Genomic DNA, 24,037 nt, shown 5'->3' on the forward strand with positions numbered 1-24,037 from the left:
CTCGGCGGCAGGCAATAAAAAACCCAGTCATGATCACGACCGGGTCTGGAAGGCGGGCAAGGCCAGTAATGATTACCTGGCGAGCGCGTCTAAATAGCGTTCAGCATCCAAAGCCGCCATACAGCCGGTACCGGCAGAGGTAATGGCCTGGCGATAAATATGGTCCATCACATCACCAGCGGCGAAGACACCAGGAATACTGGTTTGTGTGGCGTTACCGTGAATACCGGATTGCACCTTGATGTAGCCGTTTTCCAACGCCAACTGGTCGCCAAAAATGGCGGTATTCGGGCTGTGGCCGATAGCGATAAATACCCCGGCGACATCCAGCTGTTCGGTTGCTTCGCCAGTTGCTTCGCGCAGGCGCACACCGGTTACGCCCATTTCGTCACCCAGCACTTCATCCAGCGTGCGATTGGTGTGCAGAACGATATTGCCGCTGTTGACCTTGGCCATCAGACGGTCGATCAGAATTTTTTCTGCACGGAAACTGTCGCGGCGGTGAATCAGATGCACTTCAGCAGCGATATTGGACAGATATAACGCCTCTTCGACAGCGGTATTGCCACCGCCGACGACCGCCACTTTCTGGTTGCGATAGAAGAAACCGTCACAGGTAGCACAGGCTGAGACCCCTTTGCCTTTGAAAGCGTCTTCAGACGGCAGCCCCAGATAGCGGGCAGATGCGCCGGTAGCGATGATCAAGGCATCACAGGTGTACTCGTCGCTGTCGCCAAACAGGCGGAACGGGCGAGTTTGTAGATCAACGCGCGTGATGTGATCAAACACGATTTCGGTATTGAACTTGACTGCATGGGCGTGCATGCGCTCCATGAGCAACGGCCCGGTGAGGTCATCCGCGTCACCGGGCCAGTTTTCCACTTCAGTGGTGGTCGTCAACTGACCGCCTTTTTCCATCCCGGTGATCAGCAGTGGACTTAGGTTTGCCCGCGCAGCATAGACCGCGGCGGTATAGCCTGCCGGGCCTGAACCCAGAATCAATAGTTTACGATGTTTGGCAGTGCTCATGAGTTCCTCATTTCACTCGAACGGACGATGTAGCCGATTGTAAGGAAATTACCTGCGTAAAAAAAGTGTGGAGAAATGTTGTTGGCTATTGGTCCAATCGTTACGAAATATCGGCAGGCACGGGTAACGCGTCTACTTGACGGCAGATGACGTATGAAAACGCTGCACTAATGGAGTGCAGAGGCTGAATCTGGCACTTTCTTCTGATTTTAATTGTTTTACTTTGACAATCGGCTGCGCTTTTGCGAAAACATCCTTGGAAGAGGAAATATTTTGTATGTGAATAGTTGAATGCTCCAGCTTTTATGCGTTTAGGGTCTGAATCGGTGGCGTCGGCCCGGTTATCGATAACCGGTATCTTTATAACGTTTCCGTAAACGTGGTTGGAACAGAGCAGGACCACATTACAAAAGGCAGGGGTCTTCTTTAGGGGTGGCTCTGGTACATTGAAGTTGGTCAGAGACAGCGGTTTAACAGGGAAGGGTGAAGAGAGACAATAAGAATGGTAGACACGAAAAAGCGTCCGGGAAAAGATCTTGATCGTATCGATCGCAACATCCTGAACGAATTGCAAAAAGACGGGCGTATCTCCAATGTGGAACTTTCCAAACGGGTCGGCCTTTCGCCAACCCCGTGTCTGGAGCGCGTTCGGCGTCTGGAACGACAGGGTTTTATTAATGGCTATACCGCACTGCTGAATCCGCATTATCTCGATGCGTCGTTGTTGGTGTTCGTTGAAATCACCCTCAACCGTGGTGCGCCGGATGTATTTGAACAGTTCAATGCAGCCGTGCAAAAACTTGAGGAAATCCAGGAGTGTCATCTGGTTTCTGGGGATTTTGACTATTTGCTCAAAACCCGTGTACCGGATATGTCGGCATACCGTAAGTTGCTGGGAGAAACGCTGTTGCGTCTGCCGGGCGTGAACGATACCCGCACCTATGTGGTGATGGAAGAAGTGAAGCAAAGCAACCGGCTGGTCATCAAGACCCGCTGACAGCAAGGGTGCATAACCTGATAAATTCAGCTACACTCCTGTGAATCTGTACAGTATGGCGCCGGGGAATACTCGGCGCTTTATCATGAAACATTTACAGGGAACCTGGAGAGACGCTTGAGCCAGGAATACACAGAAGATAAAGACATCACGCTGAAAAAACTCAGCGCGGGTCGACGTTTACTGGAAGCGATGTTAATCGTCGTGGTGCTTTTTGCCATTTATCTGGCGGTAGCGCTACTGAGTTTCAGCCCTTCGGACCCCAGTTGGTCACAGACTGCCTGGCATGAGCCGATTCATAATCTGGGGGGCGGGGTAGGGGCCTGGCTGGCCGATACTCTGTTTTTCGTTTTTGGCGTACTGGCGTATGCCATTCCTGTTGTGATGATTTCACTGTGCTGGGTTGTCCATCGCCAGCGCGGACAACGCGCCACATTGGATTATTTTGCCCTCTCATTGCGCCTTATCGGCACATTAGCCTTGATACTGACGTCCTGTGGGCTGGCGGCGCTTAACGTAGACGACATTTACTATTTCGCCTCTGGCGGCGTACTCGGCAGCCTGCTCAGCAGCTCAATGATTCCGCGCTTCAACAATATTGGTGGCACCATGATTTTGTTGTGCGTGTGGGCGGCAGGGTTAACTCTGTTCACGGGCTGGTCCTGGTTGACGATTGCGGAAAAGATCGGTGCTGGTGTCATGGGATGCCTGACACTCTTTTCCGGCCGTCGTCGTGAAGATGATTACCTTTACGATGACGATGATGTCGATGAGCAACCCGTAGACGCGAAACACGACGCTGCCCGTCACGATAGTTTGCGTGAAGAGCACGCGCATGACGTCGCACATGCCGATAAAAACGATGTGCTGATGACACCTGCACCGTCCCCGGCAGACGAGGATGAAGACGACGTGCTGTTTTCCGCACCCGCTGTGACGGCCATATCGGCAGTGGCGGCCGTATCAGCACAGGCTGATACGCCAGTCACCCCAGTCGCTAACACAGTAGCGGCAGCAGTGGATGTGAATGTGAATGTGCAGAGGGAAAATCAGAGTCAGCTTATGACGGCGATGCCTGATGCGGAACCGGTGCTGAAACCTCATCCAGAACCGATAGCGATGACGCCGTTGCCAGAAGCGACCGCGTACTCGGTGCCATCGCCCATAAAACCCATACCAGAAGTCGCTCAGCGAGCGGATGTTCCTCCGGTGACGGCGTCCTATCCGCCATCGTCTGTTTCTGGTGGTGTCATGTCCTCACCGTTTGGCTCTGCGCCATCCTTACCGGAAACTATGCCGGACTGGCAGCCGCTGACATTGCAGGCAGACGATCGGATTGGCCGGACAGCAGCAACGGTGACAACCGTGGCTGCCGTTGCGAGTACTGTCGCGGCAATCAGTGAACCGGAGCCTAAGAGTGCGACGCCGTTTATGCCGGCATTCACTACCGATGAAGAGAATAACCCGCAGGTGAAACGCGGTATGGGGCCGGAATTGCCGCGACCCAATCCGGTACGCATTCCTACCCGGCGTGAGCTGGCATCGTATGGTATCAAACTGCCTTCACAGCGGCTGGCTGAACAGCAGGCTCGTGAGGCAGAACGGGCACAGGCATCCCATGCAGAGCAGTCGATAACGGCTTCAACAACGCAAAATGGGCTAACCGCATCAGAGGGGTCACTGGCACAGGAGGGTGTTGGTGTAACGCCATCAGATACGGTGACGACATTGGCTGCTCAACCATCGCTGCATTCTGCGCAACCGGCACCGACAGGTTTTTCTGACGATGATCAGGAGGCGTTGGCCCAGGAAGCAGCATTGCGGCAAGCTTTTGCTGACCAGCAACGTGAGCGCTACGGCGACACCTACCCAGACCACGAAGAAGCGCAAGATGCGCTATTGCAGGCGCAACTGGCGCGTGACTTCGCTGCTATGCAGCACTCCCGTTACGGTGAAACCCATGAGCCAGAACCGGAAGAGATTGATGTGCCGCGCACCATCGTGGCTGAACCGCTCGTAGCTACAACAGGCAGTCATGTCTCTGACAATGTGCTGAAAACCGAAGCACCACGCCAGTCAGCAGTACATCAGTCAGTAGTACATCATCAGCCAACAGTACATCAGGCAGAAACGCCTCAGACAGAAGTGCCCAAGACAAAAGACAGCGTTTATGCCATTTCGCCGTTTGCCGACCTTGTGGATGATGGCCCATCGGAGCCGCTGTTTACCCTCTCAGCCCAGGAGTCGTTCCTGGATGATGAGTTATCTTCAGCGCCTGTTGAGCCTAAAACGGCGGAAGTGGAATCATCACCGTCGATTATGGATAGCCTGATTCATCCCTTCCTGATGCGAAATGATCAGCCATTGCAGAAGCCGACAACGCCATTGCCGTCGTTAGATCTGCTAACGCCTCCGTCGATGAATGACGCACCGGTTGATCGGGTTGCACTGGATGAGATGGCGCGTTTAATTGAAACCCGGCTGGCAGATTATCGCGTCAAGGCAACGGTGGTGGATTACCATCCCGGGCCGGTGATAACGCGGTTTGAGCTGGATTTAGCGCCTGGCGTCAAGGCCGCCCGTATTTCCAATCTGGCGCGTGATCTGGCGCGTTCGTTGTCGGTGGTAGCGGTGCGTATTGTCGAGGTTATCCCCGGCAAACCTTATGTGGGGCTTGAACTGCCTAACCGCCACCGTCAGACCGTTTTCCTGCGCGAAGTGCTGGATTGCGACAGATTCCGTGACAACGCGTCGCCGCTGGCTGTGGTATTGGGCAAAGATATCTCTGGTCAGCCAGTTGTCGCTGATCTGGCGAAAATGCCGCACTTACTGGTTGCCGGTACCACCGGCTCCGGGAAATCAGTCGGTGTGAACGCCATGATCATCAGCATGCTGTATAAAGCGACGCCCGCGGATGTTCGCTTTATCATGATCGACCCGAAAATGCTGGAATTGTCGGTATACGAGGGTATCCCGCACTTATTGACCGAAGTTGTGACCGACATGAAAGACGCTGCTAACGCGCTGCGTTGGTGTGTTGGTGAGATGGAGCGTCGCTATAAACTGATGTCAGCGTTGGGCGTGCGTAATCTCAGCGGCTATAACGAGCGCGTGATGCAGGCTGAATCGATGGGTCGCCCGATCCCGGATCCGTTCTGGAAGCCGGGTGACAGTATGGATACCCAGCCGCCGGTGTTGGAAAAACTGCCTTATATCGTGGTGATGGTTGACGAGTTCGCTGACCTGATGATGGCGGTAGGCAAGAAGGTGGAAGAGCTGATCGCTCGTCTGGCGCAGAAGGCCCGTGCCGCCGGGATACATCTGGTGCTGGCAACGCAGCGTCCGTCGGTCGACGTGATTACAGGCCTTATTAAGGCCAACATCCCGACCCGAATTGCCTTTACCGTATCAAGCAAGATTGATTCTCGTACCATCCTCGATCAGGGGGGCGCAGAATCGCTGCTGGGCATGGGGGATATGCTGTATATGGCGCCTAACTCGTCGATCCCGATTCGTGTTCACGGCGCGTTTGTCCGTGACCAGGAAGTGCATGCGGTGGTTCAGGACTGGAAAGCGCGTGGCCGTCCTGAATATATCGATAGCATTATCAGTGGTGATGACGATGGCGAGGGCGGTAGCCTGGGCTTTGACGGAGACGAAGAACTGGATCCGTTGTTTGATCAGGCGGTAGCGTTCGTGGTGGAAAAACGGCGTGCTTCAATTTCTGGGGTACAGCGCCAGTTCCGCATCGGTTATAACCGCGCAGCGCGTATCGTTGAACAGATGGAAATGCAGGGGATTGTCAGCAGCCCCGGCCATAATGGCAACCGTGAGGTGCTGGCTCCGCCACCGATGGAGTAATGTTCAGTGGTGATGTCGCTTCCTGCACCCGTCCTGCAAAGAAGCGTAAAATGTCGTAGATAACAGATAATTCGTCTGTCATGCCGCTTCCGGCTGGGATACAGTAGCGCCCAGCCGAGTCGCGTTCGGTTGAGCGCGACGCCTGTGGTTAGCCGCAGTCGCGGTAAGAACACGCAAAGGATTTTTTGTATGATAAAAATAGGGTTGATAACGGGCTGTTTGCTCACCAGTCTGGTTTCCAGCGCAGTCTATGCTGATGCCGCCAGTGATTTGCAGAGCCGTCTTAGCAAAGTGAATAGCTTTCATGCCAGCTTTGCGCAGAAAGTCACAACGAATGATGGCGCAGCAGTGCAAGAAGGGGCCGGTGAACTATGGGTAAAACGCCCGAATCTGTTTAACTGGAAAACCACGTCACCGGATGAAAGCACGCTGGTGTCTGATGGCAAAACGTTATGGTTTTATAACCCTTTCGTGGAACAAGTCACGGCAACCTGGGTGAAAGACGCGACAGGTAATACACCGTTTATTCTGATTACCCGTAACGACCCGAAAGACTGGGGCAAATATAACGTGAGTCAGAAAGGGGATGAGTTTGATCTGACCCCCCGGGTGGCGAGCGGTAACCTCAAGCAGTTTTCTATTAACGTGAGCAGCGACGGCACGATTCATGGCTTTACCGCCACCGAACAGGATGGGCAGCGCAGTGCCTATACGCTGAAGAACCAGCAGAATGGCGATGTGGATGCCGCAAAGTTTCGCTTTACGCCGCCAAAAGGCGTAGCGGTGGACGACCAGCGTCAGTGAGGCGTGTGTGAGTAACCTGTCCCTCGATTTTTCCAATCAACAGTTTCAGCCACTGGCCGCGAGAATGCGGCCGGTTACTCTGGCGCAGTATATCGGCCAGCAGCACCTGTTAGGGCCAGGAAAACCGTTACCACGTGCGATTGAAGCCGGGCAGCTTCACTCCATGATTCTGTGGGGACCGCCCGGTACCGGGAAGACGACGCTGGCTGAGTTGATTGGCCATTACGGTCAGGCTGATGTCGAGCGTATTTCTGCGGTGACGTCTGGCATCAAGGAGATCCGCGAAGCGATCGAGCGGGCCCGCCAGAACCGTGATGCCGGACGGCGTACCATCCTGTTTGTGGATGAAGTGCACCGGTTTAACAAAAGCCAGCAGGATGCGTTTTTACCCCATATCGAAGATGGCACCATCACGTTTATTGGGGCTACCACGGAAAATCCATCGTTCGAACTTAATTCGGCGTTGTTGTCGCGCGCACGTGTTTATCTGCTCAAAGCATTGAGTGTCGATGATATTGAGCTGGTACTGTTGCAGGCGTTACAGGACAAAGAGCGCGGATTGGGTGGGCAGCAGATTATTCTGCCGGATGAAACGCGTCATTTGCTGGCAGAACTGGTCAATGGCGATGCTCGCCGTTCATTGAATCTGCTGGAAATGATGGCGGATATGGCTGAAGCTGACGCCACTGGCCGACGCCTGTTGACGCTGGAGTTACTGAAAGAAGTTTCAGGTGAACGTAGCGCCCGCTTTGACAACAAAGGTGATCGTTATTACGACCTGATTTCAGCGTTGCATAAATCGGTTCGTGGTTCGGCACCGGATGCCGCGTTGTATTGGTATGCCCGCATCATTACCGCCGGTGGCGATCCACTGTATGTTGCCCGGCGTCTGTTGGCGATTGCTTCCGAGGACGTCGGCAATGCCGATCCCCGAGCTATGCAGGTGGCGATAGCCGCCTGGGATTGTTTCACCCGTGTCGGTCCGGCAGAAGGTGAGCGGGCTATCGCTCAGGCGATAGTGTATCTGGCGTGTGCGCCGAAAAGTAATGCCGTATATACCGCGTTTAAATCGGCGATGCGTGATGCCCGTGAAAAACCGGATTACGATGTGCCGGAGCATTTACGCAACGCACCCACCCGCCTGATGAAAGAGATGGGCCTGGGCGCAGAGTACCGTTACGCGCATGATGAAGTTAACGCTTACGCCGCTGGCGAAGTGTATTTTCCCCCTGAAATGGCAGAAACACGCTATTACCAGCCGACTTCTCGTGGTTTAGAAGGCAAGATTGGTGAAAAGCTGGCCTGGCTCGCTGCTCAGGATCAAAATAGCCCGACAAAACGCTACCGCTAGCATTCACGTTGCGGTAAGGTTATTGCGAGATTTTCTGCTGCACGGTGCCGCCACCGGCACCCTGTAATTATCAATATCCCCTTAATAATACAAGCACAGGACTAGCATGCTCGATCCCAATTTACTGCGTAATGAGCTAGACGCAGTCGCCGAAAAATTACTGGCTCGCCGAAATTTTAAACTGGATGTAGAAGCGCTGCGTAATCTGGAAGAACGCCGCAAAGTGCTTCAGGTTGAAACAGAAAATTTGCAGGCAGAACGTAACTCGCGATCGAAAGAGATTGGGGCGGCTAAATCGCGTGGGGAAGATATTGAACCACTGCGTCGTGATGTCAATGAATTGGGTGAGAAGCTGGATGCCGCCAAGGCTGAATTACAGCAGGTGCAGAGCGACATTGAAGCGATTGCTCTGACGATTCCCAATATGCCTGATGATTGTGTACCACTGGGTAAAGACGACACAGAAAATCAGGAAGTCATGCGTTGGGGTGAAGCACGTCAGTTTGATTTCCCTGTGCGCGACCATGTCGATTTGGGTGAACTGACGGGCGGCTTGAGCATGGCGCTGGGCGTGAAGCTGACGGGTTCCCGTTTCTCGGTGATGAAAGGTCAGGTAGCCCGGTTACATCGTGCGTTGGCGCAGTTTATGCTCAACCTGCATACCGCTGAGCATGGCTATGAGGAGGCGTATGTCCCTTATCTGGTCAACCATGCCACATTGTATGGTACGGGGCAGTTGCCTAAGTTTAAAGAGGATTTGTTTCACACCCGCCCTCTGGAAGAAGAATCTGAAACCAGCAACTATGCGTTGATTCCAACCGCAGAAGTACCGTTAACCAATCTGGTACGTGATGAAATTCTGGATGAAGAGTCGCTGCCTATCAAACTAACCGCACATACACCATGCTTCCGCTCTGAGGCTGGTTCTTATGGTCGGGATATGCGCGGTCTTATCCGTGTACACCAGTTCGATAAAGTCGAAATGGTGCAGATCGTCCGTCCGGAAGACTCTATGCAAGCGCTGGAGGAACTCACAGGCCATGCGGAAAAAGTACTGCAACTGCTGAAGCTGCCGTATCGCAAAGTGCTGCTGTGCAGCGGTGATATGGGCTTCGGCGCATGCAAAACATACGATCTGGAAGTCTGGTTGCCGGCGCAGAATACCTACCGTGAAATTTCGTCTTGTTCGAATATGTGGGATTTCCAGGCTCGCCGTATGCAAGCGCGTTGTCGCAGCAAGGGCGACAAGAAAACCCGTCTGGTACATACCCTGAACGGCTCTGGTCTGGCTGTAGGGCGTGCGCTGGTCGCGGTGCTGGAGAATTATCAGCAAGCCGACGGCCGGATCGAAGTGCCAGAAGTGCTGCGTCCGTATATGAACGGTGAGCAGTTTATTGGCTAACCTTCGCCTATTTTAACGTTCTCATTAAAGCGCCCTTCGGGGCGCTTTTTTTATCCTTTGAAATTCATCCTGTCCTGATGACACGGTGTGGAATAGTCTGATTCCGCGCTTATAGCGACGTTGATAAGAGGATTCAGGCATCCTCTTATGGAGCGCTGGCTCATCGGGTTCTAAGTTTTTTGTCATTGCACTGACCGGGCGGCTTTCAAAAGAAGAAAGGCAAGGGCAGCACGATGAGAAGAAGAAGGGGAGAACTCCTGAAGATTGAGCCAGCGAGGTGATTTATGCCACGACATATCGTTAGTCTGACCGGGCGCTTACTGGGCGCGCTACTCTATTACGCACCTGATGATGAACACAATGTCGCGTTGATTGAACGGCTGAGGCACGCCGCGTGGCAGCAAACATGGCCGTGTGGTAACCAGGCCGATATTGCCACTGTTGCCCGACAAATTCATAGTGGGTTACAACCCGGTTACGATGAGCGGTTATCGCTTGCCTGGAAGCGATGGCTCAGTGGTGATGAAGGCATGCCCGTACCCCCTTGGGGGTCGGTATACCTTGACAGGCAAAACGTGTTGTTTGGTGATTCGACACTGGCGCTGCGGCGCTGGCTGCGGGAGTTGGGTATTGAGCCGCGTTGTGATTGCCATGAACCGGAAGATCACATTGGGTTGATGCTGATGCTGGCAGCGTGGTGTGCGGAAAATCAACCAGACAACCTGCCGGAACTGCTTAGTGAACATTTGCTACCGTGGGCGATGCGTTATCTGGATTTACTGGAACGCCATTGCTGCCATCCGTTCTATCAGGGCGTGGCTCGCTTGGCACACATTACCCTGCAGGACTGGCAGGGGCGTTTTCAGTTAATCCAGAAGGAGAAGGCGCTTTTTTATTAATCCGCATTGAGTAATACCCCCCGGCTCTATCTGTGAGTAGTGGGGGGATTGATGTGTGTAGTGTCTGGTGAATACTCGTATCGTGCAGCTCGCTGCCAGGCAGGTCGTGCCCGCATTGCTTCCAGTAAACGCCAGAGGTGAGGGCGAGAAGGTGAGATCCAGCCGCGTTGAGCGGCGATATCCAACGGAAATCCCATCATGATATCTGCTGCTGAGAAAGCATCACCGGCCAGCCAGCGAGAGGTTGCCGCTTCTTGTTCCAGAAAATCGTAATGCAGGTTGCATTGGGTATTGACCATATTGCGGATTGACCAGCCGAACGGACCCATCTTGTACGCCACCAGTTTGAGTAACATGGCCGACATTAACGAGCCCTCGGCGTAGTGCATCCAGTACCGGTAACGCCAGAAATCCGGGCTATCAGCGGGCGGTGCCAGATGCGGGCCAAATGTCGCAACCAGATATTCCAGAATCAGTCCCGTCTCTGCCAGAACCTTGCCATCGTGTTCAATGACCGGTGCTTTCCCCAGCGGATGAATATCGCGTAACGAGGCCGGTGCGCGCATCGTGGCTTTATTACGCTGGTAATTGATCACTTCATACGGCACATCCAACTCTTCCAGAAGCCATAAAATCCGCTGCGAGCGCGAGGTATTGAGATGATGAACTCGAATCATTAGATCGCCCTGTGTGCTTTTCTGATGAAAGGACTACCATCCCATATCATGCCCGGCGAAAAAAGAAAAATCAGATGCCTCGTCTGGACTGGAGCAACCCGCTGTTTCTGATAGCGTTGTTCATGAAATAGCGGGTTGAATGTGGGCTACTGATTCTCTTCTACCAGTTTGAGCAGGTAGTTATGCCAGTCGTCTGCTCGCCCCAGCCAGGGCGCGATGTTCAACGTGGTAAAAATATCGTCTACCGCGAAAACGATGGTGGGGAAACCGGCACCGCCTGATTGGGTCAGCCACTGGCGGCTTTCCTCAATGTGCTTACGGGTGGGTAAACCACGCCAGTGTATGCAGGCGTTTTCAAAGTCTTCCAGCGGCAAACCAATTTCTACCGCCATTTTCAGTAGTACCGATGTTTCGGAGATGCACAGCCCTTCAACATAATGGGCGCGTTGCAAACGCTCGAGTAAATCAATTCCCCTGCCACCGAGCTCCTCGGCTGCCAGAATGGCTGTTGTAGGGGGTTCTGAATCCAGCGTTGCGGTAACATCCCACAGTAGGCCATTGAAATAACCATCACCGAATGGCTGTCCGCTCATCTGGGCAATGCGACGATCGTGCGGCTGAACGTAATCCCGCCATTCCGGCGTGATGCGCCGCCGGTTCGGTCCGGTCATCATGCCACCGGCGTGCAGCACAACAGGCAGCCCTTCAATTTTGCGAGCTGCATGGATTAACGGCGCTGCGGCGTAACACCAACCGCACAGAGGATCGAAGATGTAGTGTAGCCTGTTCATTCATACGCTCCGTATGTTGCCCGATGGATGGGGCACATCAGCAAAGGGAAAGAGACTGGTTATCGCGCCACAAACCTTCCCGAGCAATTGCCAGAGTGGCCTGCTATGACTACCTGTGTGACGCTCTGTCTTAATTATTGTCTATTTCCTGAGAGTTAGCAGGCGGTGGTGTCATTTTATCCTTCCGGTTCTGCGATCACAGATCGCAAACCTGAAAGAAAAGTCCCCACCGCCAGGCATCACGGTGGACCGTGTCGCGGCAACCGCAGATATTATCCGGTGAATATTAAGGCCACTGCATTTCGCCTTTGATGACCTTAGCGCTCAGTTCCAGCGAGGCGGCTTCACCGAGATCCGGGTAAGCGAGTTCCATCGACTTAACCAGTGCAGTGCTATTCGCCGATAACGGAATGTTCTTCTCGAAGGTTTTCAGGTAATCCCGGGTAAAACTCACATTCTGCAGTGACCAGGGTGATGAGCCATCCTTGTTAGGCAGGTAGTGACCGGGTACTACCGTGGTTGGGTTGAGCTTATCGATAGCATCCAGATCGCTCAACCACGCCTGACGTGAGGCGGTAGTTTGGGTATCCGCGACCCACACATGGATATTGGCTGAGGTTTGCACGCCGCCGACAACGGCTTTTAGTGACGGGATCCAGACAAAGGTTCTGTCCGGCGTTGCCCCTTTCAGCCCCATGATATCGATGTTGCTGCCTTCGAGTGCCAGGTGAACGGTGTTTAGCGGCTGAGGAGTGATGACCTGTTTCGGTGCATTTTCTTTCAGTATGGGGCCCCAGTAGGCGATTTTCTTGTCTTTAGTCGCGTTGATGGCCGCGATAGTTTGTGGTGTGGCTACAATCTGCGCATCAGGGAAGGCGGCCTTCAATACATCCAGACCAAAATAGAAATCCGGGTCATGATGGCTGATGTAGATAGTCTTCAGTTTTTTTCCAGTAGCGCGGATTTTTGCCACCAGATTCTCGGCGTCGTTACGCTGGAACTGGGCATCAATGAGTAAGGCGTCATGTTCCCCGGTGATGATTTCAGACGACACCGGGAAGAGGGATTTTGCTCCGGGGTTATAGACTTCCATTTTTAATGCTGCGGAAGCGGAAAATGCCATAGACGCTAACAGCGTGGCAAGCAGGGTGCGTTTTAACATGGGGAATACTCCTTCCTGAATGAGAGGACGTCATGATAAATTTCTTTTTTATAAAGAAAAATCCTCACTTTCGGTCGTCTTTGTTGCATAAATCGGACAAGTAATGGATAGAATCACCGCCGCTCAGGTATTTGTCACTATCACCGAACAAGGTAGCCTGACTGGGGCAGCCGACGCGCTGGAGATGTCCCGTGCGATGGTGACCCGGTATCTGGCTGAAATGGAGCGCTGGGCTGAGGCTCGATTATTGCACCGCAGTACCCGGCAACTGAGCCTGACCCATGAGGGCGAAACGGTGTTGCAGCATTGCCGTGAGTTGTTGGCTGTATCGCACAAACTCGATATGCCAGCCAAAGGCAGGAAGGAGCCTGCGGGTTTACTGCGGCTGACCTGTTCTCCGTCACTGGCGCAGGCGACGTTGGTTGCAGCCATTACGACTTATCTGCTGCGTTATCCCAAAACGGCGGTTGACCTACAGGTTGCAAGCCATACCCTGAATCTGATTGAGGAGCGTATCGATCTGGCTATTCGTATCACCAGTCAGTTAGATTCGGGGTTAATTGCTCGCCGGTTGGGAGGCTGTCCGTCGGTCGTGTGTGCAGCCCCTTCGTATCTGGCGGCGCACGGTACACCGCAGCGCGTGGAAGACCTGGCCGTACATAATTGCCTGACCTATTCGTTCTTCGGTAAGAGCCTGTGGCAGTTTACCCGTAAGGGAGACACGATAGCGGTACCGGTCAGCGGTAGTTTCAGCGCCAATGATTCGTTGATGTTGCTGGAGGCGGCGCTAAATGGCGCTGGAGTAAGTTTACAACCGGTCTATTCCGTTACCGATCTGATCGCCAGTAAACGGCTGATTGCACTATTTCCGGAATCACAGCCGCAAGAGTTGGATATTTACGCGGTGTATCACTCGCGTGAGAGAATTTCGCCTGCGTTGCGAGCGCTGGTGGATTTTCTGGCGGAGTGGTTCGGTAATAATCTGGAATGGAGGCGTGTAGCCCGGCGCTGAGATGTCCGCCAAGGCACCGCATCGGCCGGCAATCGGGACGCATGGACAAAATGTGCGACAGCCGGTGAGAAGGCAATTGACTTTGCCATTGTCAGTGGCATGATGCGCCCAAAATATCCTCTCTTTTCGGTTTGCCTTTCCATGTCAACCTATACACGCCCGGTTTTGCTGTTGCTCTGTGGGCTGTTGCTGCTTACTGTTTGTCTGGCCGTGTTAAATACACTGGTGCCGTTATGGCTCAATGATCGTCAATTGCCGGTCTGGCAGGTAGGCGTTGTAGGGTCGGCCTATTTCAGTGGGAATTTGGTGGGTACGCTGGTGGCTGGCAGGTTAATTCGATACAGCGGTTTTAATCGCAGTTACTACCTGGCAGTACTGATGTTTGCCGGTGCGACGGCCGCGTTAGCGTTATCGCCGGATATCGGGAGCTGGATTTTGTGGCGCTTTGTTGCCGGGATTGCCTGTGCGCTGATTTGGGTTGTAGTAGAAAGCGCGCTGCTGTGCAGCGGTAACGCGCTCAATCGAGGGCAATTGCTGGCCGCGTACATGATGGCCTACTATTTGGGCAGCGTTGTTGGGCAGTTGCTCCTAAGTATGGTGTCTACGGCACTGTTCAGTATTCTGCCCTGGCTGGTGGCGTTGGTGCTGCTGGCTGCTCTGCCGTTACTGTTTGCCCGCATCCCGCCCCCTCAGCCCGTTACGCACCGTGTCAACGTCTGGCGGATGCTACGCTATCGCACCGCACGACTGGGGATTCAAGGGTGTGTGATTTCCGGGATCATTCTGGGGTCGCTGTATGGTTTGATGCCGCTGTATCTGGCTCATCAGGGGATGAGTGACGCCAGTGTCGGTTACTGGATGGCGTTATTAATCAGCGCGGGTATTCTCGGACAATGGCCCGTCGGACGAATGGCGGATCGCTACGGTAGATTGCTGGTGCTGCGAGTGCTGGTGTTTGCCGTGATCCTCGGTTCGCTGGCGATACTGCTTCCGGGGCGGTATAGCATGGCGTCGTCACTGTTTCTGCTTGGTGCCGCCGGATTTACGCTTTATCCGGTCGCAATGTCGTGGGCTTGCGAGAAGGTGGTACCCAATGAGCTGGTCGCCATGAATCAGGCTCTACTGCTTAGCTATACCATTGGCAGCCTGTGCGGACCGAGCCTTGCCGCCATGCTGATGCAAACCTATTCCGATAAGTTACTGTTTGTGCTGATTGCAGCGGTCTCTCTAGGGTATTTGATTATTCTGCTGAAAAAAGCCGACCATCACCCCCGACCACTGGCGGTATGAGGTGACTGCCGTGCCGACTGACTTACAATCGGCGTCGACGATAGGCTGGCGAAAGTTGCCCGATTTCGGCAATGTTGTTCCACAGGACTTCAGCCACCGGGCTTAATCGCTGTCTGGCGTTGCGAACCAGATAAAAAATACTGTTGAGCCGCAGGTTTTCCGGCGCAATGGCCGTCAGCATGCCTTCCAGCACCCAGCGTGAAGCATAATGGTCCGGCAAAAAGCCCACGTGGGTGCCAGCCAAAATCAGTAGCATGCAACCTTCCTCGCTACAGGCAATGCTTTGCTGTCCTTGTTTGGCTACCGACCCGAGTTGTTTGCACATCTCGTTCATGGCGTAGCCGCCAACCAATAACCGCTTTGGGTTAAGGGTGCCGTCACGCCATTCCTGTTCAATGCGTCCAGCGTGTTCTGCAGCAGCATAGAATGAGCTGTGCTCAATAAACGCTGGCTGGAAGAAAATATCAGGTGGTACATCGTCTGGCAGGACGGTCAATACGACATCCAGCTCGCTGTTGCGTAGCCGCTCCATCAGCGACTGATGGTCGCTAACGTAGAGGTTCATGGATGCATCGGGGCTTAACTCAAGTAAGCGGCGTATGGCTAATGGAACGGCTCGCTCCGGATGCGAAACAATATTATCCAGACAGCCCAGTCTCACCTCACCAATCAGCTCATGTTTGATACGAGCCAGTCGATTGGCAAAATCATCCAGTGTAGCGATTACCGAACGCGCTTCCTGATAAACCAACTCACCCTCTGTCGTGAGAGAAAATCCACCGCGGCCGCGCTCACACAGAATCAGCCCTAGCGTGTCCTCTAGTCGTGACAGGTAGTGACTCAGCACTGGCTGACTCAGACCAGTGGCCTCCTGTGCATTGGTGATACCTTTATTCTCAACAATCTTACAGAATAGTTTCAGCCAACGAATTTCCAGTTTATCGAGCCGCATAATGTGTCCCTGAAGCACAAATACCCAGCGTAATTCAGGTTACTGGCTCGCTGTCAGTATCACGCTATTCTCGCGCTGTGCGGGTGTCTGCGTGGGCGAGCGCTGGTCCTGATGTGTGATTACTTTGGGTATAAGCTGGTTCAATGTCTTTTTTCTGTGGCGTATACCGCTCGCTTTATCTGCAGCGAGTCGACGCACGACGCCCTGAGTTTCTCCATCTTGTCTCATTGAGTGGCGCGCTGCTCTCTGTCACATCATCGTTATCATGTTTTATTTTTATCGTGCGCGCTTGCTTCGGATTGTGACACGTGACGAACGAGGAAACTGTGATGCCTGCGGGCGATGACCACGGGATAGGCCACAAATGGAGGAAGTGGAAAGGGTAGCGATAGCCAGCCAGAGTGCGTCAGCAGATGACGTTAACCCCGGCTGGTCAGCAAGGCAGGCGGATTATCCCTGTCTTGAGCGGTGGTGCTTACCGATTAATACACCACCTTGTGGCCGTAACTGGTCAGAATGGACTTAACGCGATCCATGGTGTCGGCTTTAGGCGGCTTCACGCCATCCAACTTGTATTCCTCGCCCATGGCTGTCCATTTGTGCTTGCCTAATTCGTGATAGGGCAATAGCTCGATCTTTTCAATGTTACTCATCCCTTGGGTAAACTCGCCCAGCAAATGAGCGGAGGTATCGTCATCACTCCAGCCAGGCACGACCACATAACGAATCCAGGTACGTTGGTTGCGTTTGGCAAGATAACGGGCGAAATCCAGTGTACGGTGATTGGATACCCCTACCAGATTTTGGTGTATCTCGTCGTTGAGCTGCTTGAGATCCAACATAACCAGGTCGGTGGCATCCAGCAGTTCGTCAATTACTGGGTCGTAACGCCGTACGAAACCGTTGGTATCCAGACAGGTATTAATCCCTTGCTCATGGCAGGCACGGAACCAGTCGCGAACGAATTCAGCTTGAAGAATAGCCTCACCGCCTGATGCCGTTACACCGCCGCCGGACGCATTCATAAAATGGCGATAGGTCACCACTTCCTTCATCAACTCTTCCACCGTGATTTCCTTACCGCCGTGGGTATCCCAGGTATCACGATTGTGGCAGTAGAGGCAACGCATCAAACACCCCTGGAAAAAGGTGATGAAGCGAATACCGGGGCCGTCTACGGTGCCACAGGATTCGAAAGAGTGAATGCGACCAATAACTGACTTGGTAGCCCCCGCATCGGCGGGGGATTCATTTGAAAAACAACCTGTTACGCTATTCATAAAGTACCAATTAGTGCTAAATAGTGCTGGTTCATGGACATTATATGGACACTCCGTTTAGTGGGTTAAGTGTTACAGCGTCCTGTAAGAAGTCAGGCGCAAAGTGCGCATAGACCATCGTTTGCTGGATCGTTGAGTGCCCTAATATCCGCTGCAATGTAACAATATTACCGCCATTCATCATAAAATGCGTGGCGAATGTATGCCGAAAGACATGTAACGCTTGTCCCTCCGGTAAATCAGGTTTCATTGCACGCAGCGTATTTCTCACCTTTCTGTAGTTTGGCCTGAAAACATAGCCTGATTTCACACGTTTTAAACGGTTCGTCAGTTCCTGAGAAATCGGAATAGTTCGGCGTTTCCCGTTTTTCGTTTTCATGAACGTCACCATATTGTTGATAATGTGTTCACTTTTCAGGTTGGCCACTTCACTCCATCTTCCTCCGGTTGCCAGGCAAACCAGAACGGCGTCCAATTCATCACCTTCTAATAATCTGAGCAGATCGGGGATCTCGGATGCAGTCAGGAACGCCATTTCTGTCAGCGATTCTTTAAGGGGTTTAACATCCTTGAACGGGTTAGGGCAGTGGTATTCTTCCGCGTCAATTAACTTTGTAAACATACCACTTAAGATGGCATGGTGGCGGTTAACGCTGGATGCCTTTAATCCATTGTTCAGCATGTTTACCCGATAATCCATGATGGCTTTTTTGGTTAATTGATCTGCCCGTGAAATGCCCATCTCTTCAAATGTCGCAATGATGGTTTTTAGCCTCCCATGTTCGATTTCACCTCGCGCATGGCTTTTGCCGTGATACACCCACCATAACGCCAACAGTTCCGAGAGTTTCCGGCGGTCTGCTGGTTTCTCAATCCAGTCTTTGTTGTGGTAATTCACAAGGATGTGGCGTTCAAAAATCTGCGCTTCACCCTTAGTATTAAATTTACGCCTGATGCGCTTTCCCTCGGCACCCTGCGGTCTAACGTCCACTTCATAGCGACCATCATCGAGTTTCTTAATTGCCATAAGAACACTCTCCGATGTAGTCATCATCCTGATATGCAATATCAAAGATGTAACTTATGTAAATGTTTATCCAATATTCTGGTTGGATTGGTGAGATTTTGTTTCTTCTGGCCCAATGTGCGCGAGGGCCGGTGCGATCTGCCCAGCTTCCGGTGCTGTTTTATCCGTCATTAACCACAGGGTGTATTTTTGAAACCGTGGATGCATTGTGATTTTGAGCAAAGCATTTCCCCCTGGCTCAAAGTTACCAGTCTCATATTTTTTAAGAGTGCTTAGAGGTAAGTCTATGATTTCACAAAATCTTGACTGGCTAAGCCCCTCTGTTTCTCTCAGTGCCTTTACTTTTTCGCTAAGTTTCATTTGACATGGAACCCATATAGGATCTAAATTCCCCTCATTGGGACTTATATAGGTTCCATTGAGGGCGTGAAAAACCAACCGCGAACATAAGCAACTGAAAGCCGATGTAAGCGGTTGGTGATCGGAAGAGAGTATCACGGTAAGGGGGAGGGGATGAAGGAAGACGATGTGCGGGAAGCTGAAGTTACAGCGGAATCACCCGTGATTAATACGTATGCCGTAACTCTTGAGATAAAGGCGAGGGTTAGCGAAGGCGCTACTCAGACCCGCAGCGCCAGTACGTTCTTTTTTGTTGGATACACGAAAGAACAAATCATTGATTCTCTAAATGATGATTTAGTTGAGCAATCAGCTCGCGCGATTGATTGGCATTTAGCCGAATCGCAACAATCTGGTCATCAGGAACAGAAAATTCAATCTCAATAAGATTATCAAAGGTATTGCAGCGCACTTTATAGGTGGGAATGACGGTACGTTTCTTTGTCACATTATTTTCCTTGTGTGGTTGGTTGATTGTTGGCACTTGAAATCTACCACAAAACCACGCGCCGGGCGTGGTGAAATATCCCGGCACTAGTTAAGCCGATGTAAGCGGTTGGTGATCGGAAGAGAGTATCACGGTAAGGGGGAGGGGTGAACGGATGGAAGGTGAGAATAAAACACAACCGCGTATCATTCGTGGAGATTTTAATGACCAGGAATTGGTTATATTCCTAAAAGGTCTGGCCGAAAAGTTGGAGACCCGCGAATACCTCAAGAAACGGCCTGAAGAATTGCGGGCTAAGATTGATGCTGTTGAAGCAGAGTTAGCGCGGATGAGCTCTGACGTTGATTTATTTGTGGTGGACTATTCCGAAGTTGCAGAAAAAAGGAATGAACACGGCGATAAAAGCAGAGGGGCGAATAGTGAAGAATTATTGTCAATTGCTGAATCTGCAATAAAGGAAATGAAAAAAGCGGCCAGTGATAAAGGATTGGATATTAGCCGCCAGGAAATTCAATTGATTAGGTTAATTCGTACCGCTCTCGGTATCAGTGGGCTTATAGTTTAAAGATTGCTTAACCATATCATGGATGGCGGAATAAAATTCATCATAACGGACGGAGTAGTGGTCACGCACTGCACCATTGCGGAGCGGTAATTGGTTGGCAACGATAATTAACAAATTATTGAAATTATCACCAGTTAAAGCGGCCTTGATAATTTCATTTGTTTCTTTAGTGATAAACACATTATCAGACATAAATAAGTCCTTTTGTTGGTAGAGGTTACGCCCACGCTCTTGCCAGAGGTTGGTGGGTGTAAAGAGAGTACCACAGACCACGCGCCGGGCGTGGCTAAAAACCCCGGCACATATTCAATAACGCAAAATAAAAAGTGAGGTTTGCGATGGGTGAACGCGTTTATGAGGTTCGCTATCCGGTTGATGCTGTTCCATATCCGAAATTTGCTGAACTGATCGGTAAGTCGGAAGCGGCAGTAAAAGCCATGGTTGATAAGGGTAAATTGCCGCTTGTTCCGTGGGTGAATCCTGAAAAATCAAATCCTAGTCGCGCTGAAAATTGGGTTTATATCCCGGAATTTAACCGTGCTATGCGCGAAGCGTTTATGAACCGACCAGAAGAACAGCGTGACGCATGGCTGTTATGGCTTGGGCTGCGGCCTGAAGGGGGGAAGTAATAACATGGATGATTCGTCAATCGTTGAGTCACGTCGCCAGATTCGATTGTCAGAGAAACCAGCCGATCTTTTGTCAAAAGAGGGTTTTGCGCTGTACGTCGGAAAAACTCCAGCCGCGATTGTAGCGATGGCAAAAGCCGGGAAATTGCCGGCCTTTTACATGGCAGACCCATTAAACCCAGGCGGCCACGCTGAACTGTGGATTAACCGCCGTGAATGGGATAGCTATGCGGCACAATTGGTGGATGGCGCGCCGCCAGAATGGCATGGATGGAAAGATCGTATTAGCGCAAACAAAAGAGCGAGAGCAAAAACGCAGTCTTAAAAAGGCTGTGGGGTAGGGAATGTAAAATATAAAGGGGTGACATGGAGAATAAAAAATCAGGCCGCCAATACGCAATTACACAATTAAGTAAACACACAAACGTATATCGGGGCTTCTCAATTATTAAATGTCCACGAACGATATCAAATCCGGTTACCCGATATCGTGTTAGTCAGGCTGGGCAGTCTTACGGTTTATTTGATGCACTGGCATTAGCCACCGGTTATATCGATAACCTTTACACAGCGAGGCGATAATATGATTTCCATAGCTCGTCTATTAACTTCTCAGTCACCATCACCAGTAATCCCTAATCAGGGTAAAGGCTGGCTGGAACTGCCAAACGGTCAACGCGTTAAGCCGTCCGTTAATCAGGTCTATTTCGCACCCTGGAGTCAAAAGCCCTACATGCCAGCGCCTAAGCAAAAGCGCCGCTGGTTTTCCCGCCTCATGGGTATTGCGGCGTAGTAGGTGGTAATGATGAAAATAAATCACAACCCGGAAATATGGCTACAGGCCGCCGATGATGCTGCGGAGAGTTTTTTATCTCAGCCTGCTGATGTGCAAGAGAACGGCAGCGACAATGGTTACAACCGGATTAGCGTTTTGTCGTCGCTGGAATCATTGGCTGATGCTGTCTATTACCTCAATCATCCTCTGTATCAATTTATCAAGAGCCATTCGAATCAATGGTTTCGAGATGGAATGATGCAGGCACCAGAATTTGCCATTAATTGGGCAAAGAAAGGCTAATGCCATGGCTAACACCGAGTCCGCTCGCGCCATTCCGCTGAGTATCGCGGAAAGAACAGAGGGGCTAAACCACATAGCAATGCTGCGAGGGAAACACTTCAAGACAAACAGTGAGAAAGAAATGTGCCGCTTTATTGACGATATGCGGGACAAGATTGATGACGATTACCATAAAAATATGCGTGTGCTGTCAGCAATATTTGAATTAGCGGATATTGATAAGGAACGGCATCACCTGAAATTTAATGAACTGACAACTGACGAAAAAGAAAGGCTGATTAAAGCAATGAATAAGCTCCGCGCAGTTGTGAGTTTATTCCCCAAAAACTTAATTCTCCCACTGTAATAAAAACCCAATTTTTAGGCGTAAACCCGCCGGGCTTTCTATTACCTGAAAAAAGGAAAACGTAATGAAAAATGCCGAAGTAAAAACCATGACTGTCGCCAATGATGGCGCATTGGTCGAGCTACTGAAAAAGTCCCGATTGGATGAACGCAAAGACCAGCATTTTTCCTTCTCACTGCGCCTTGCTGCGCTGGCTGTCCGCGCTCAACAACGCGACCTTTCCGCCGCCGAAGTGGTGGAACTGATACGCCAGGAATCAGAACGTTTTGAGCACTCCGCTCAGGGGTTGAGCTGATGGACTCAATGGACATGGCTCAGGAACGCGAAGCGTTCATTCGTGAAACGCAAATCCAGCAGGCCCGGCAACAGTCGGGCTGTGCCGCTTCTGCATTCGTCTGTGAAAGCTGTGACGCACCTATCCCTGAAGCCCGCCGCGTAGCCGTTCCGGGTGTGCGTCTGTGCGTGTACTGCCAGGGCGATGCTGAACTGAAAAACAAACACTATCGGGGTGCGTTATGAGCATTATTGCCACACCGCTGAAATGGGTCGGCAGCAAAGCCCGCGTGATGGATATCCTGCGCGAACATTTACCAGCTGGTGATCGTTTGGTTGAGCCGTTCGCCGGGTCGTGTTCAGTCATGATGAATACCGATTACCCGGAATACCTGATTGCTGATATCAACCCTGACCTGATTAACCTGTATCAGGTCATCAAAGAGGATGTGAAGGAGTTTATTGATACTGCTGAAGGTCTGTTTCGCACTGCGAATACAGCAGAAAGTTATTACCGCTTCCGTCAGGTATTTAACCGCAGCAAAGAGAATCGCACCACCTCAGCAGCACTGTTTCTTTATCTGAACCGACACGGTTACCGGGGCGTTTGTCGCTATAACCGCGCCGGTGGGTTTAACGTTCCTTACGGGCATTATGCATCGCCTTACTTTCCATTGGCCGAGATTCAGGCATTTGCCGAAAAAGCCCGCCGTGCAAAATTCATCTGCGCCGCATTTGGCGAAACATTGCAACTGATCCGCCCCGGCGATGTGGTGTACTGCGATCCGCCGTATATCCCGCAAACGCCAACGGCCAGCTTCACCAGTTATCACACTGATGGTTTCACCCACAACGATCAGTATGACTTGTGCAGCGCGTTATCACGCCTGGCCGAATGTGGGATACCTGTCATTGCATCCAACAGCGACACTCACCACGCACACAGCCTTTACCACAGGTTTGATATCTGCCGTTTCACCGCGCCGCGTAGCGTCGGTGTTGCGGCTGGGGAGAGCAAGCAGGCCGGGGAAATCATTGCTAAGCGTCTGCCGATTCCTGCTGCCCAAAGCCTGTCGAAAGTTTGCGACGGGTGCGGCTATGAAGGTGGTGGGCACTGCCCTGACTGTGGGCCAGTGATGGGTGATGCCACCTATCAGGAAATGGTGGCATCCGGCGCGTTGAACGCGGAGCCGTTCTGAATGCCTGAACAGTGGGCATGACATTCTATCTTGCGAGGAATTATGCCGTATCAAATGAGTAATGAAACCAGAATGCTCGTTCTGGCCGTGATCAAACATTCACAAAAAAGCACTCCTGCGGATGCTATCGATGAGTTGAAGAGGCTTTATCAATGTACCTCTGACTCACAAACACAGAATCATAGCCCCTTAGGCCAAAGTCATATTCCGATGCATCTACAAGATCCAGAGACCGGAGAAATTCACATGCTTCAACGTATTCACCTAGTCCATCACAAGTGATCTCACGGTAAAAAACATTTTCATTACATATTAGTATCTTATAAGGAATTAATGGCGAAGTTTTAGGCTGAAATTCAAGCCATTTGGTTATCGCTTCATCGTAAGACGGAAGGGCGAGCTCTTTTTTCACCTTGAAATACTTATGTTCCATATGAGGGCCTTGTTGTGTCAGAAAGACTTCAGAAGGTGATGTTATAAATGTTCAGAGAGTCTAAGGGAAGGCGCTCATCCACACTTCAGTTATGTGCAGGAAATGAGTCAAGCCATGAATGGGCCTATCCCTG

The 24,037-nt window shown here is 51.7% G+C and carries 27 protein-coding genes; 18 read left to right on the forward strand and 9 right to left on the reverse strand.

Features of this window, described 5'->3' with window-relative positions:
• Nucleotides 1-72 precede the first annotated feature (72 nt).
• Nucleotides 73-1,029, reverse strand: coding sequence for a thioredoxin-disulfide reductase (gene trxB / locus LF929_RS09040; protein WP_226093576.1), 957 nt, complete (start codon nucleotides 1,027-1,029; stop codon nucleotides 73-75).
• A gap of 502 nt (nucleotides 1,030-1,531) precedes the next feature.
• On the opposite strand from trxB, the gene lrp reads away from it, so the two are divergent.
• The 6 genes from lrp (at nucleotide 1,532) to dmsD (ending at nucleotide 10,343) form a co-directional block, all read left to right on the forward strand.
• Complete coding sequence (gene lrp / locus LF929_RS09045) at nucleotides 1,532-2,026, forward strand: leucine-responsive transcriptional regulator Lrp (RefSeq protein WP_010277211.1); 495 nt, start codon at nucleotides 1,532-1,534, stop codon at nucleotides 2,024-2,026.
• Nucleotides 2,027-2,143: 117 nt separating this feature from the next.
• Nucleotides 2,144-5,887 (forward strand): DNA translocase FtsK 4TM domain-containing protein, encoded by a 3,744-nt coding sequence (locus LF929_RS09050; protein ID WP_226093575.1) that lies wholly within the window; start codon nucleotides 2,144-2,146, stop codon nucleotides 5,885-5,887.
• A gap of 192 nt (nucleotides 5,888-6,079) precedes the next feature.
• Nucleotides 6,080-6,691 carry an outer membrane lipoprotein chaperone LolA gene (lolA, locus tag LF929_RS09055; protein WP_038909585.1) on the forward strand — a complete coding sequence of 204 codons (612 nt, stop codon included), beginning with the start codon at nucleotides 6,080-6,082 and terminating at the stop codon, nucleotides 6,689-6,691.
• Between the two features lie 7 nt (nucleotides 6,692-6,698).
• A complete protein-coding gene (locus tag LF929_RS09060) occupies nucleotides 6,699-8,042 on the forward strand; it encodes a replication-associated recombination protein A (RefSeq protein WP_038908191.1) in 1,344 nt (447 codons plus the stop codon).
• 106 nt (nucleotides 8,043-8,148) lie between these two features.
• Entirely contained in the window at nucleotides 8,149-9,444 is a 1,296-nt protein-coding gene (serS, locus tag LF929_RS09065; RefSeq protein ID WP_038908188.1) for a serine--tRNA ligase, read from the forward strand.
• A gap of 284 nt (nucleotides 9,445-9,728) precedes the next feature.
• The gene (gene dmsD, locus LF929_RS09070; RefSeq protein WP_226093574.1) at nucleotides 9,729-10,343 is read left to right on the forward strand and encodes a Tat proofreading chaperone DmsD; all 615 of its coding nucleotides are present in this window, start codon (nucleotides 9,729-9,731) and stop codon (nucleotides 10,341-10,343) included.
• A gap of 26 nt (nucleotides 10,344-10,369) precedes the next feature.
• Here the strand turns inward: dmsD and LF929_RS09075 are convergent, their stop codons facing one another.
• The 3 genes from LF929_RS09075 to LF929_RS09085 all read right to left on the reverse strand — a co-directional run bounded on the left by LF929_RS09075 (nucleotide 10,370) and on the right by LF929_RS09085 (nucleotide 12,973).
• The gene (locus LF929_RS09075; protein ID WP_226093573.1) at nucleotides 10,370-11,020 is read right to left on the reverse strand and encodes a glutathione S-transferase family protein; all 651 of its coding nucleotides are present in this window, start codon (nucleotides 11,018-11,020) and stop codon (nucleotides 10,370-10,372) included.
• 146 nt (nucleotides 11,021-11,166) lie between these two features.
• Nucleotides 11,167-11,811, reverse strand: coding sequence for a DsbA family protein (locus LF929_RS09080; RefSeq protein ID WP_012884959.1), 645 nt, complete (start codon nucleotides 11,809-11,811; stop codon nucleotides 11,167-11,169).
• A gap of 286 nt (nucleotides 11,812-12,097) precedes the next feature.
• Nucleotides 12,098-12,973 carry an MBL fold metallo-hydrolase gene (locus LF929_RS09085; RefSeq protein ID WP_226093572.1) on the reverse strand — a complete coding sequence of 292 codons (876 nt, stop codon included), beginning with the start codon at nucleotides 12,971-12,973 and terminating at the stop codon, nucleotides 12,098-12,100.
• A 103-nt stretch (nucleotides 12,974-13,076) separates the two neighbouring features.
• Between LF929_RS09085 and LF929_RS09090 the strand changes: the two genes are divergently transcribed.
• Both LF929_RS09090 and LF929_RS09095 read left to right on the forward strand, forming a co-directional pair.
• Nucleotides 13,077-13,985: a LysR family transcriptional regulator gene (locus LF929_RS09090; protein ID WP_226093571.1), complete on the forward strand. Its 909-nt coding sequence runs from the start codon at nucleotides 13,077-13,079 to the stop codon at nucleotides 13,983-13,985.
• Nucleotides 13,986-14,126: 141 nt separating this feature from the next.
• Nucleotides 14,127-15,275, forward strand: coding sequence for an MFS transporter (locus tag LF929_RS09095; RefSeq protein ID WP_226093570.1), 1,149 nt, complete (start codon nucleotides 14,127-14,129; stop codon nucleotides 15,273-15,275).
• A gap of 22 nt (nucleotides 15,276-15,297) precedes the next feature.
• Here the strand turns inward: LF929_RS09095 and LF929_RS09100 are convergent, their stop codons facing one another.
• From LF929_RS09100 to LF929_RS09115, 4 genes are all read right to left on the reverse strand, one after another.
• Nucleotides 15,298-16,227 (reverse strand): LysR family transcriptional regulator, encoded by a 930-nt coding sequence (locus LF929_RS09100; protein ID WP_038904585.1) that lies wholly within the window; start codon nucleotides 16,225-16,227, stop codon nucleotides 15,298-15,300.
• 482 nt (nucleotides 16,228-16,709) lie between these two features.
• Nucleotides 16,710-17,507, reverse strand: coding sequence for a pyruvate formate lyase 1-activating protein (pflA, locus tag LF929_RS09105; protein WP_226093569.1), 798 nt, complete (start codon nucleotides 17,505-17,507; stop codon nucleotides 16,710-16,712).
• Nucleotides 17,508-17,547: 40 nt separating this feature from the next.
• Nucleotides 17,548-18,534, reverse strand: a complete 987-nt coding sequence (locus LF929_RS09110; protein ID WP_210194418.1) for a tyrosine-type recombinase/integrase — start codon at nucleotides 18,532-18,534, stop codon at nucleotides 17,548-17,550.
• A 66-nt stretch (nucleotides 18,535-18,600) separates the two neighbouring features.
• Complete coding sequence (locus LF929_RS09115) at nucleotides 18,601-18,894, reverse strand: DNA-binding transcriptional regulator (protein ID WP_210194417.1); 294 nt, start codon at nucleotides 18,892-18,894, stop codon at nucleotides 18,601-18,603.
• Between the two features lie 153 nt (nucleotides 18,895-19,047).
• Here LF929_RS09115 and LF929_RS09120 point away from each other — a divergent pair, with 153 nt between their 5' ends.
• Nucleotides 19,048-19,320, forward strand: a complete 273-nt coding sequence (locus tag LF929_RS09120; RefSeq protein WP_210194416.1) for a hypothetical protein — start codon at nucleotides 19,048-19,050, stop codon at nucleotides 19,318-19,320.
• Nucleotides 19,321-19,535: 215 nt separating this feature from the next.
• Entirely contained in the window at nucleotides 19,536-19,946 is a 411-nt protein-coding gene (locus LF929_RS09125; RefSeq protein ID WP_210194415.1) for a hypothetical protein, read from the forward strand.
• Here LF929_RS09125 and LF929_RS09130 read toward each other — a convergent pair.
• Nucleotides 19,905-20,138: a hypothetical protein gene (locus tag LF929_RS09130; protein WP_152494860.1), complete on the reverse strand. Its 234-nt coding sequence runs from the start codon at nucleotides 20,136-20,138 to the stop codon at nucleotides 19,905-19,907. The genes LF929_RS09125 and LF929_RS09130 overlap by 42 nt on opposite strands.
• 146 nt (nucleotides 20,139-20,284) lie before the next feature.
• Between LF929_RS09130 and LF929_RS09135 the strand changes: the two genes are divergently transcribed.
• The 8 genes from LF929_RS09135 (at nucleotide 20,285) to LF929_RS09170 (ending at nucleotide 23,471) form a co-directional block, all read left to right on the forward strand.
• A complete protein-coding gene (locus LF929_RS09135; protein WP_038904579.1) occupies nucleotides 20,285-20,575 on the forward strand; it encodes a Cox family DNA-binding protein in 291 nt (96 codons plus the stop codon).
• A gap of 4 nt (nucleotides 20,576-20,579) precedes the next feature.
• Nucleotides 20,580-20,900 (forward strand): Cox family DNA-binding protein, encoded by a 321-nt coding sequence (locus LF929_RS09140; RefSeq protein ID WP_038908180.1) that lies wholly within the window; start codon nucleotides 20,580-20,582, stop codon nucleotides 20,898-20,900.
• Nucleotides 20,901-21,158: 258 nt separating this feature from the next.
• Entirely contained in the window at nucleotides 21,159-21,368 is a 210-nt protein-coding gene (locus LF929_RS09145; RefSeq protein WP_071526193.1) for a phage filamentation protein Fil family protein, read from the forward strand.
• 9 nt (nucleotides 21,369-21,377) lie between these two features.
• Nucleotides 21,378-21,653: a hypothetical protein gene (locus LF929_RS09150; protein WP_152490384.1), complete on the forward strand. Its 276-nt coding sequence runs from the start codon at nucleotides 21,378-21,380 to the stop codon at nucleotides 21,651-21,653.
• Nucleotides 21,654-21,657: 4 nt separating this feature from the next.
• A complete protein-coding gene (locus tag LF929_RS09155; RefSeq protein WP_038908178.1) occupies nucleotides 21,658-21,999 on the forward strand; it encodes a DUF5347 family protein in 342 nt (113 codons plus the stop codon).
• A 64-nt stretch (nucleotides 22,000-22,063) separates the two neighbouring features.
• Complete coding sequence (locus tag LF929_RS09160; RefSeq protein ID WP_210194414.1) at nucleotides 22,064-22,294, forward strand: DUF2732 family protein; 231 nt, start codon at nucleotides 22,064-22,066, stop codon at nucleotides 22,292-22,294.
• Nucleotides 22,294-22,518, forward strand: a complete 225-nt coding sequence (locus LF929_RS09165) for a TraR/DksA family transcriptional regulator (protein WP_038908176.1) — start codon at nucleotides 22,294-22,296, stop codon at nucleotides 22,516-22,518. The genes LF929_RS09160 and LF929_RS09165 overlap by 1 nt, the downstream gene beginning before the upstream one ends.
• A gap of 5 nt (nucleotides 22,519-22,523) precedes the next feature.
• On the forward strand, nucleotides 22,524-23,471 hold the full coding sequence (locus tag LF929_RS09170; protein WP_226093585.1) for a DNA adenine methylase: 948 nt from the start codon (nucleotides 22,524-22,526) through the stop codon (nucleotides 23,469-23,471).
• Nucleotides 23,472-24,037: the final 566 nt, after the last annotated feature.

It is taken from the genome of Dickeya oryzae (assembly GCF_020406815.2).
GTDB lineage: Bacteria > Pseudomonadota > Gammaproteobacteria > Enterobacterales > Enterobacteriaceae > Dickeya > Dickeya oryzae.

Coding starts and splice junctions, on each gene's coding strand:
- trxB (WP_226093576.1), bottom strand. CDS start 1,029: ATGAGCACTGCCAAACATCGTAAACTATTGATTCTGGGTTCAGGCCCG.
- lrp (WP_010277211.1), top strand. CDS start 1,532: ATGGTAGACACGAAAAAGCGTCCGGGAAAAGATCTTGATCGTATCGAT.
- serS (WP_038908188.1), top strand. CDS start 8,149: ATGCTCGATCCCAATTTACTGCGTAATGAGCTAGACGCAGTCGCCGAA.
- dmsD (WP_226093574.1), top strand. CDS start 9,729: ATGCCACGACATATCGTTAGTCTGACCGGGCGCTTACTGGGCGCGCTA.
- LF929_RS09075 (WP_226093573.1), bottom strand. CDS start 11,020: ATGATTCGAGTTCATCATCTCAATACCTCGCGCTCGCAGCGGATTTTA.
- LF929_RS09080 (WP_012884959.1), bottom strand. CDS start 11,811: ATGAACAGGCTACACTACATCTTCGATCCTCTGTGCGGTTGGTGTTAC.
- LF929_RS09085 (WP_226093572.1), bottom strand. CDS start 12,973: ATGTTAAAACGCACCCTGCTTGCCACGCTGTTAGCGTCTATGGCATTT.
- LF929_RS09090 (WP_226093571.1), top strand. CDS start 13,077: ATGGATAGAATCACCGCCGCTCAGGTATTTGTCACTATCACCGAACAA.
- LF929_RS09095 (WP_226093570.1), top strand. CDS start 14,127: ATGTCAACCTATACACGCCCGGTTTTGCTGTTGCTCTGTGGGCTGTTG.
- LF929_RS09100 (WP_038904585.1), bottom strand. CDS start 16,227: ATGCGGCTCGATAAACTGGAAATTCGTTGGCTGAAACTATTCTGTAAG.
- pflA (WP_226093569.1), bottom strand. CDS start 17,507: ATGAATAGCGTAACAGGTTGTTTTTCAAATGAATCCCCCGCCGATGCG.
- LF929_RS09110 (WP_210194418.1), bottom strand. CDS start 18,534: ATGGCAATTAAGAAACTCGATGATGGTCGCTATGAAGTGGACGTTAGA.
- LF929_RS09115 (WP_210194417.1), bottom strand. CDS start 18,894: ATGAAACTTAGCGAAAAAGTAAAGGCACTGAGAGAAACAGAGGGGCTT.
- LF929_RS09120 (WP_210194416.1), top strand. CDS start 19,048: ATGAAGGAAGACGATGTGCGGGAAGCTGAAGTTACAGCGGAATCACCC.
- LF929_RS09125 (WP_210194415.1), top strand. CDS start 19,536: ATGGAAGGTGAGAATAAAACACAACCGCGTATCATTCGTGGAGATTTT.
- LF929_RS09130 (WP_152494860.1), bottom strand. CDS start 20,138: ATGTCTGATAATGTGTTTATCACTAAAGAAACAAATGAAATTATCAAG.
- LF929_RS09135 (WP_038904579.1), top strand. CDS start 20,285: ATGGGTGAACGCGTTTATGAGGTTCGCTATCCGGTTGATGCTGTTCCA.
- LF929_RS09140 (WP_038908180.1), top strand. CDS start 20,580: ATGGATGATTCGTCAATCGTTGAGTCACGTCGCCAGATTCGATTGTCA.
- LF929_RS09145 (WP_071526193.1), top strand. CDS start 21,159: ATGATTTCCATAGCTCGTCTATTAACTTCTCAGTCACCATCACCAGTA.
- LF929_RS09150 (WP_152490384.1), top strand. CDS start 21,378: ATGATGAAAATAAATCACAACCCGGAAATATGGCTACAGGCCGCCGAT.
- LF929_RS09155 (WP_038908178.1), top strand. CDS start 21,658: ATGGCTAACACCGAGTCCGCTCGCGCCATTCCGCTGAGTATCGCGGAA.
- LF929_RS09160 (WP_210194414.1), top strand. CDS start 22,064: ATGAAAAATGCCGAAGTAAAAACCATGACTGTCGCCAATGATGGCGCA.
- LF929_RS09165 (WP_038908176.1), top strand. CDS start 22,294: ATGGACTCAATGGACATGGCTCAGGAACGCGAAGCGTTCATTCGTGAA.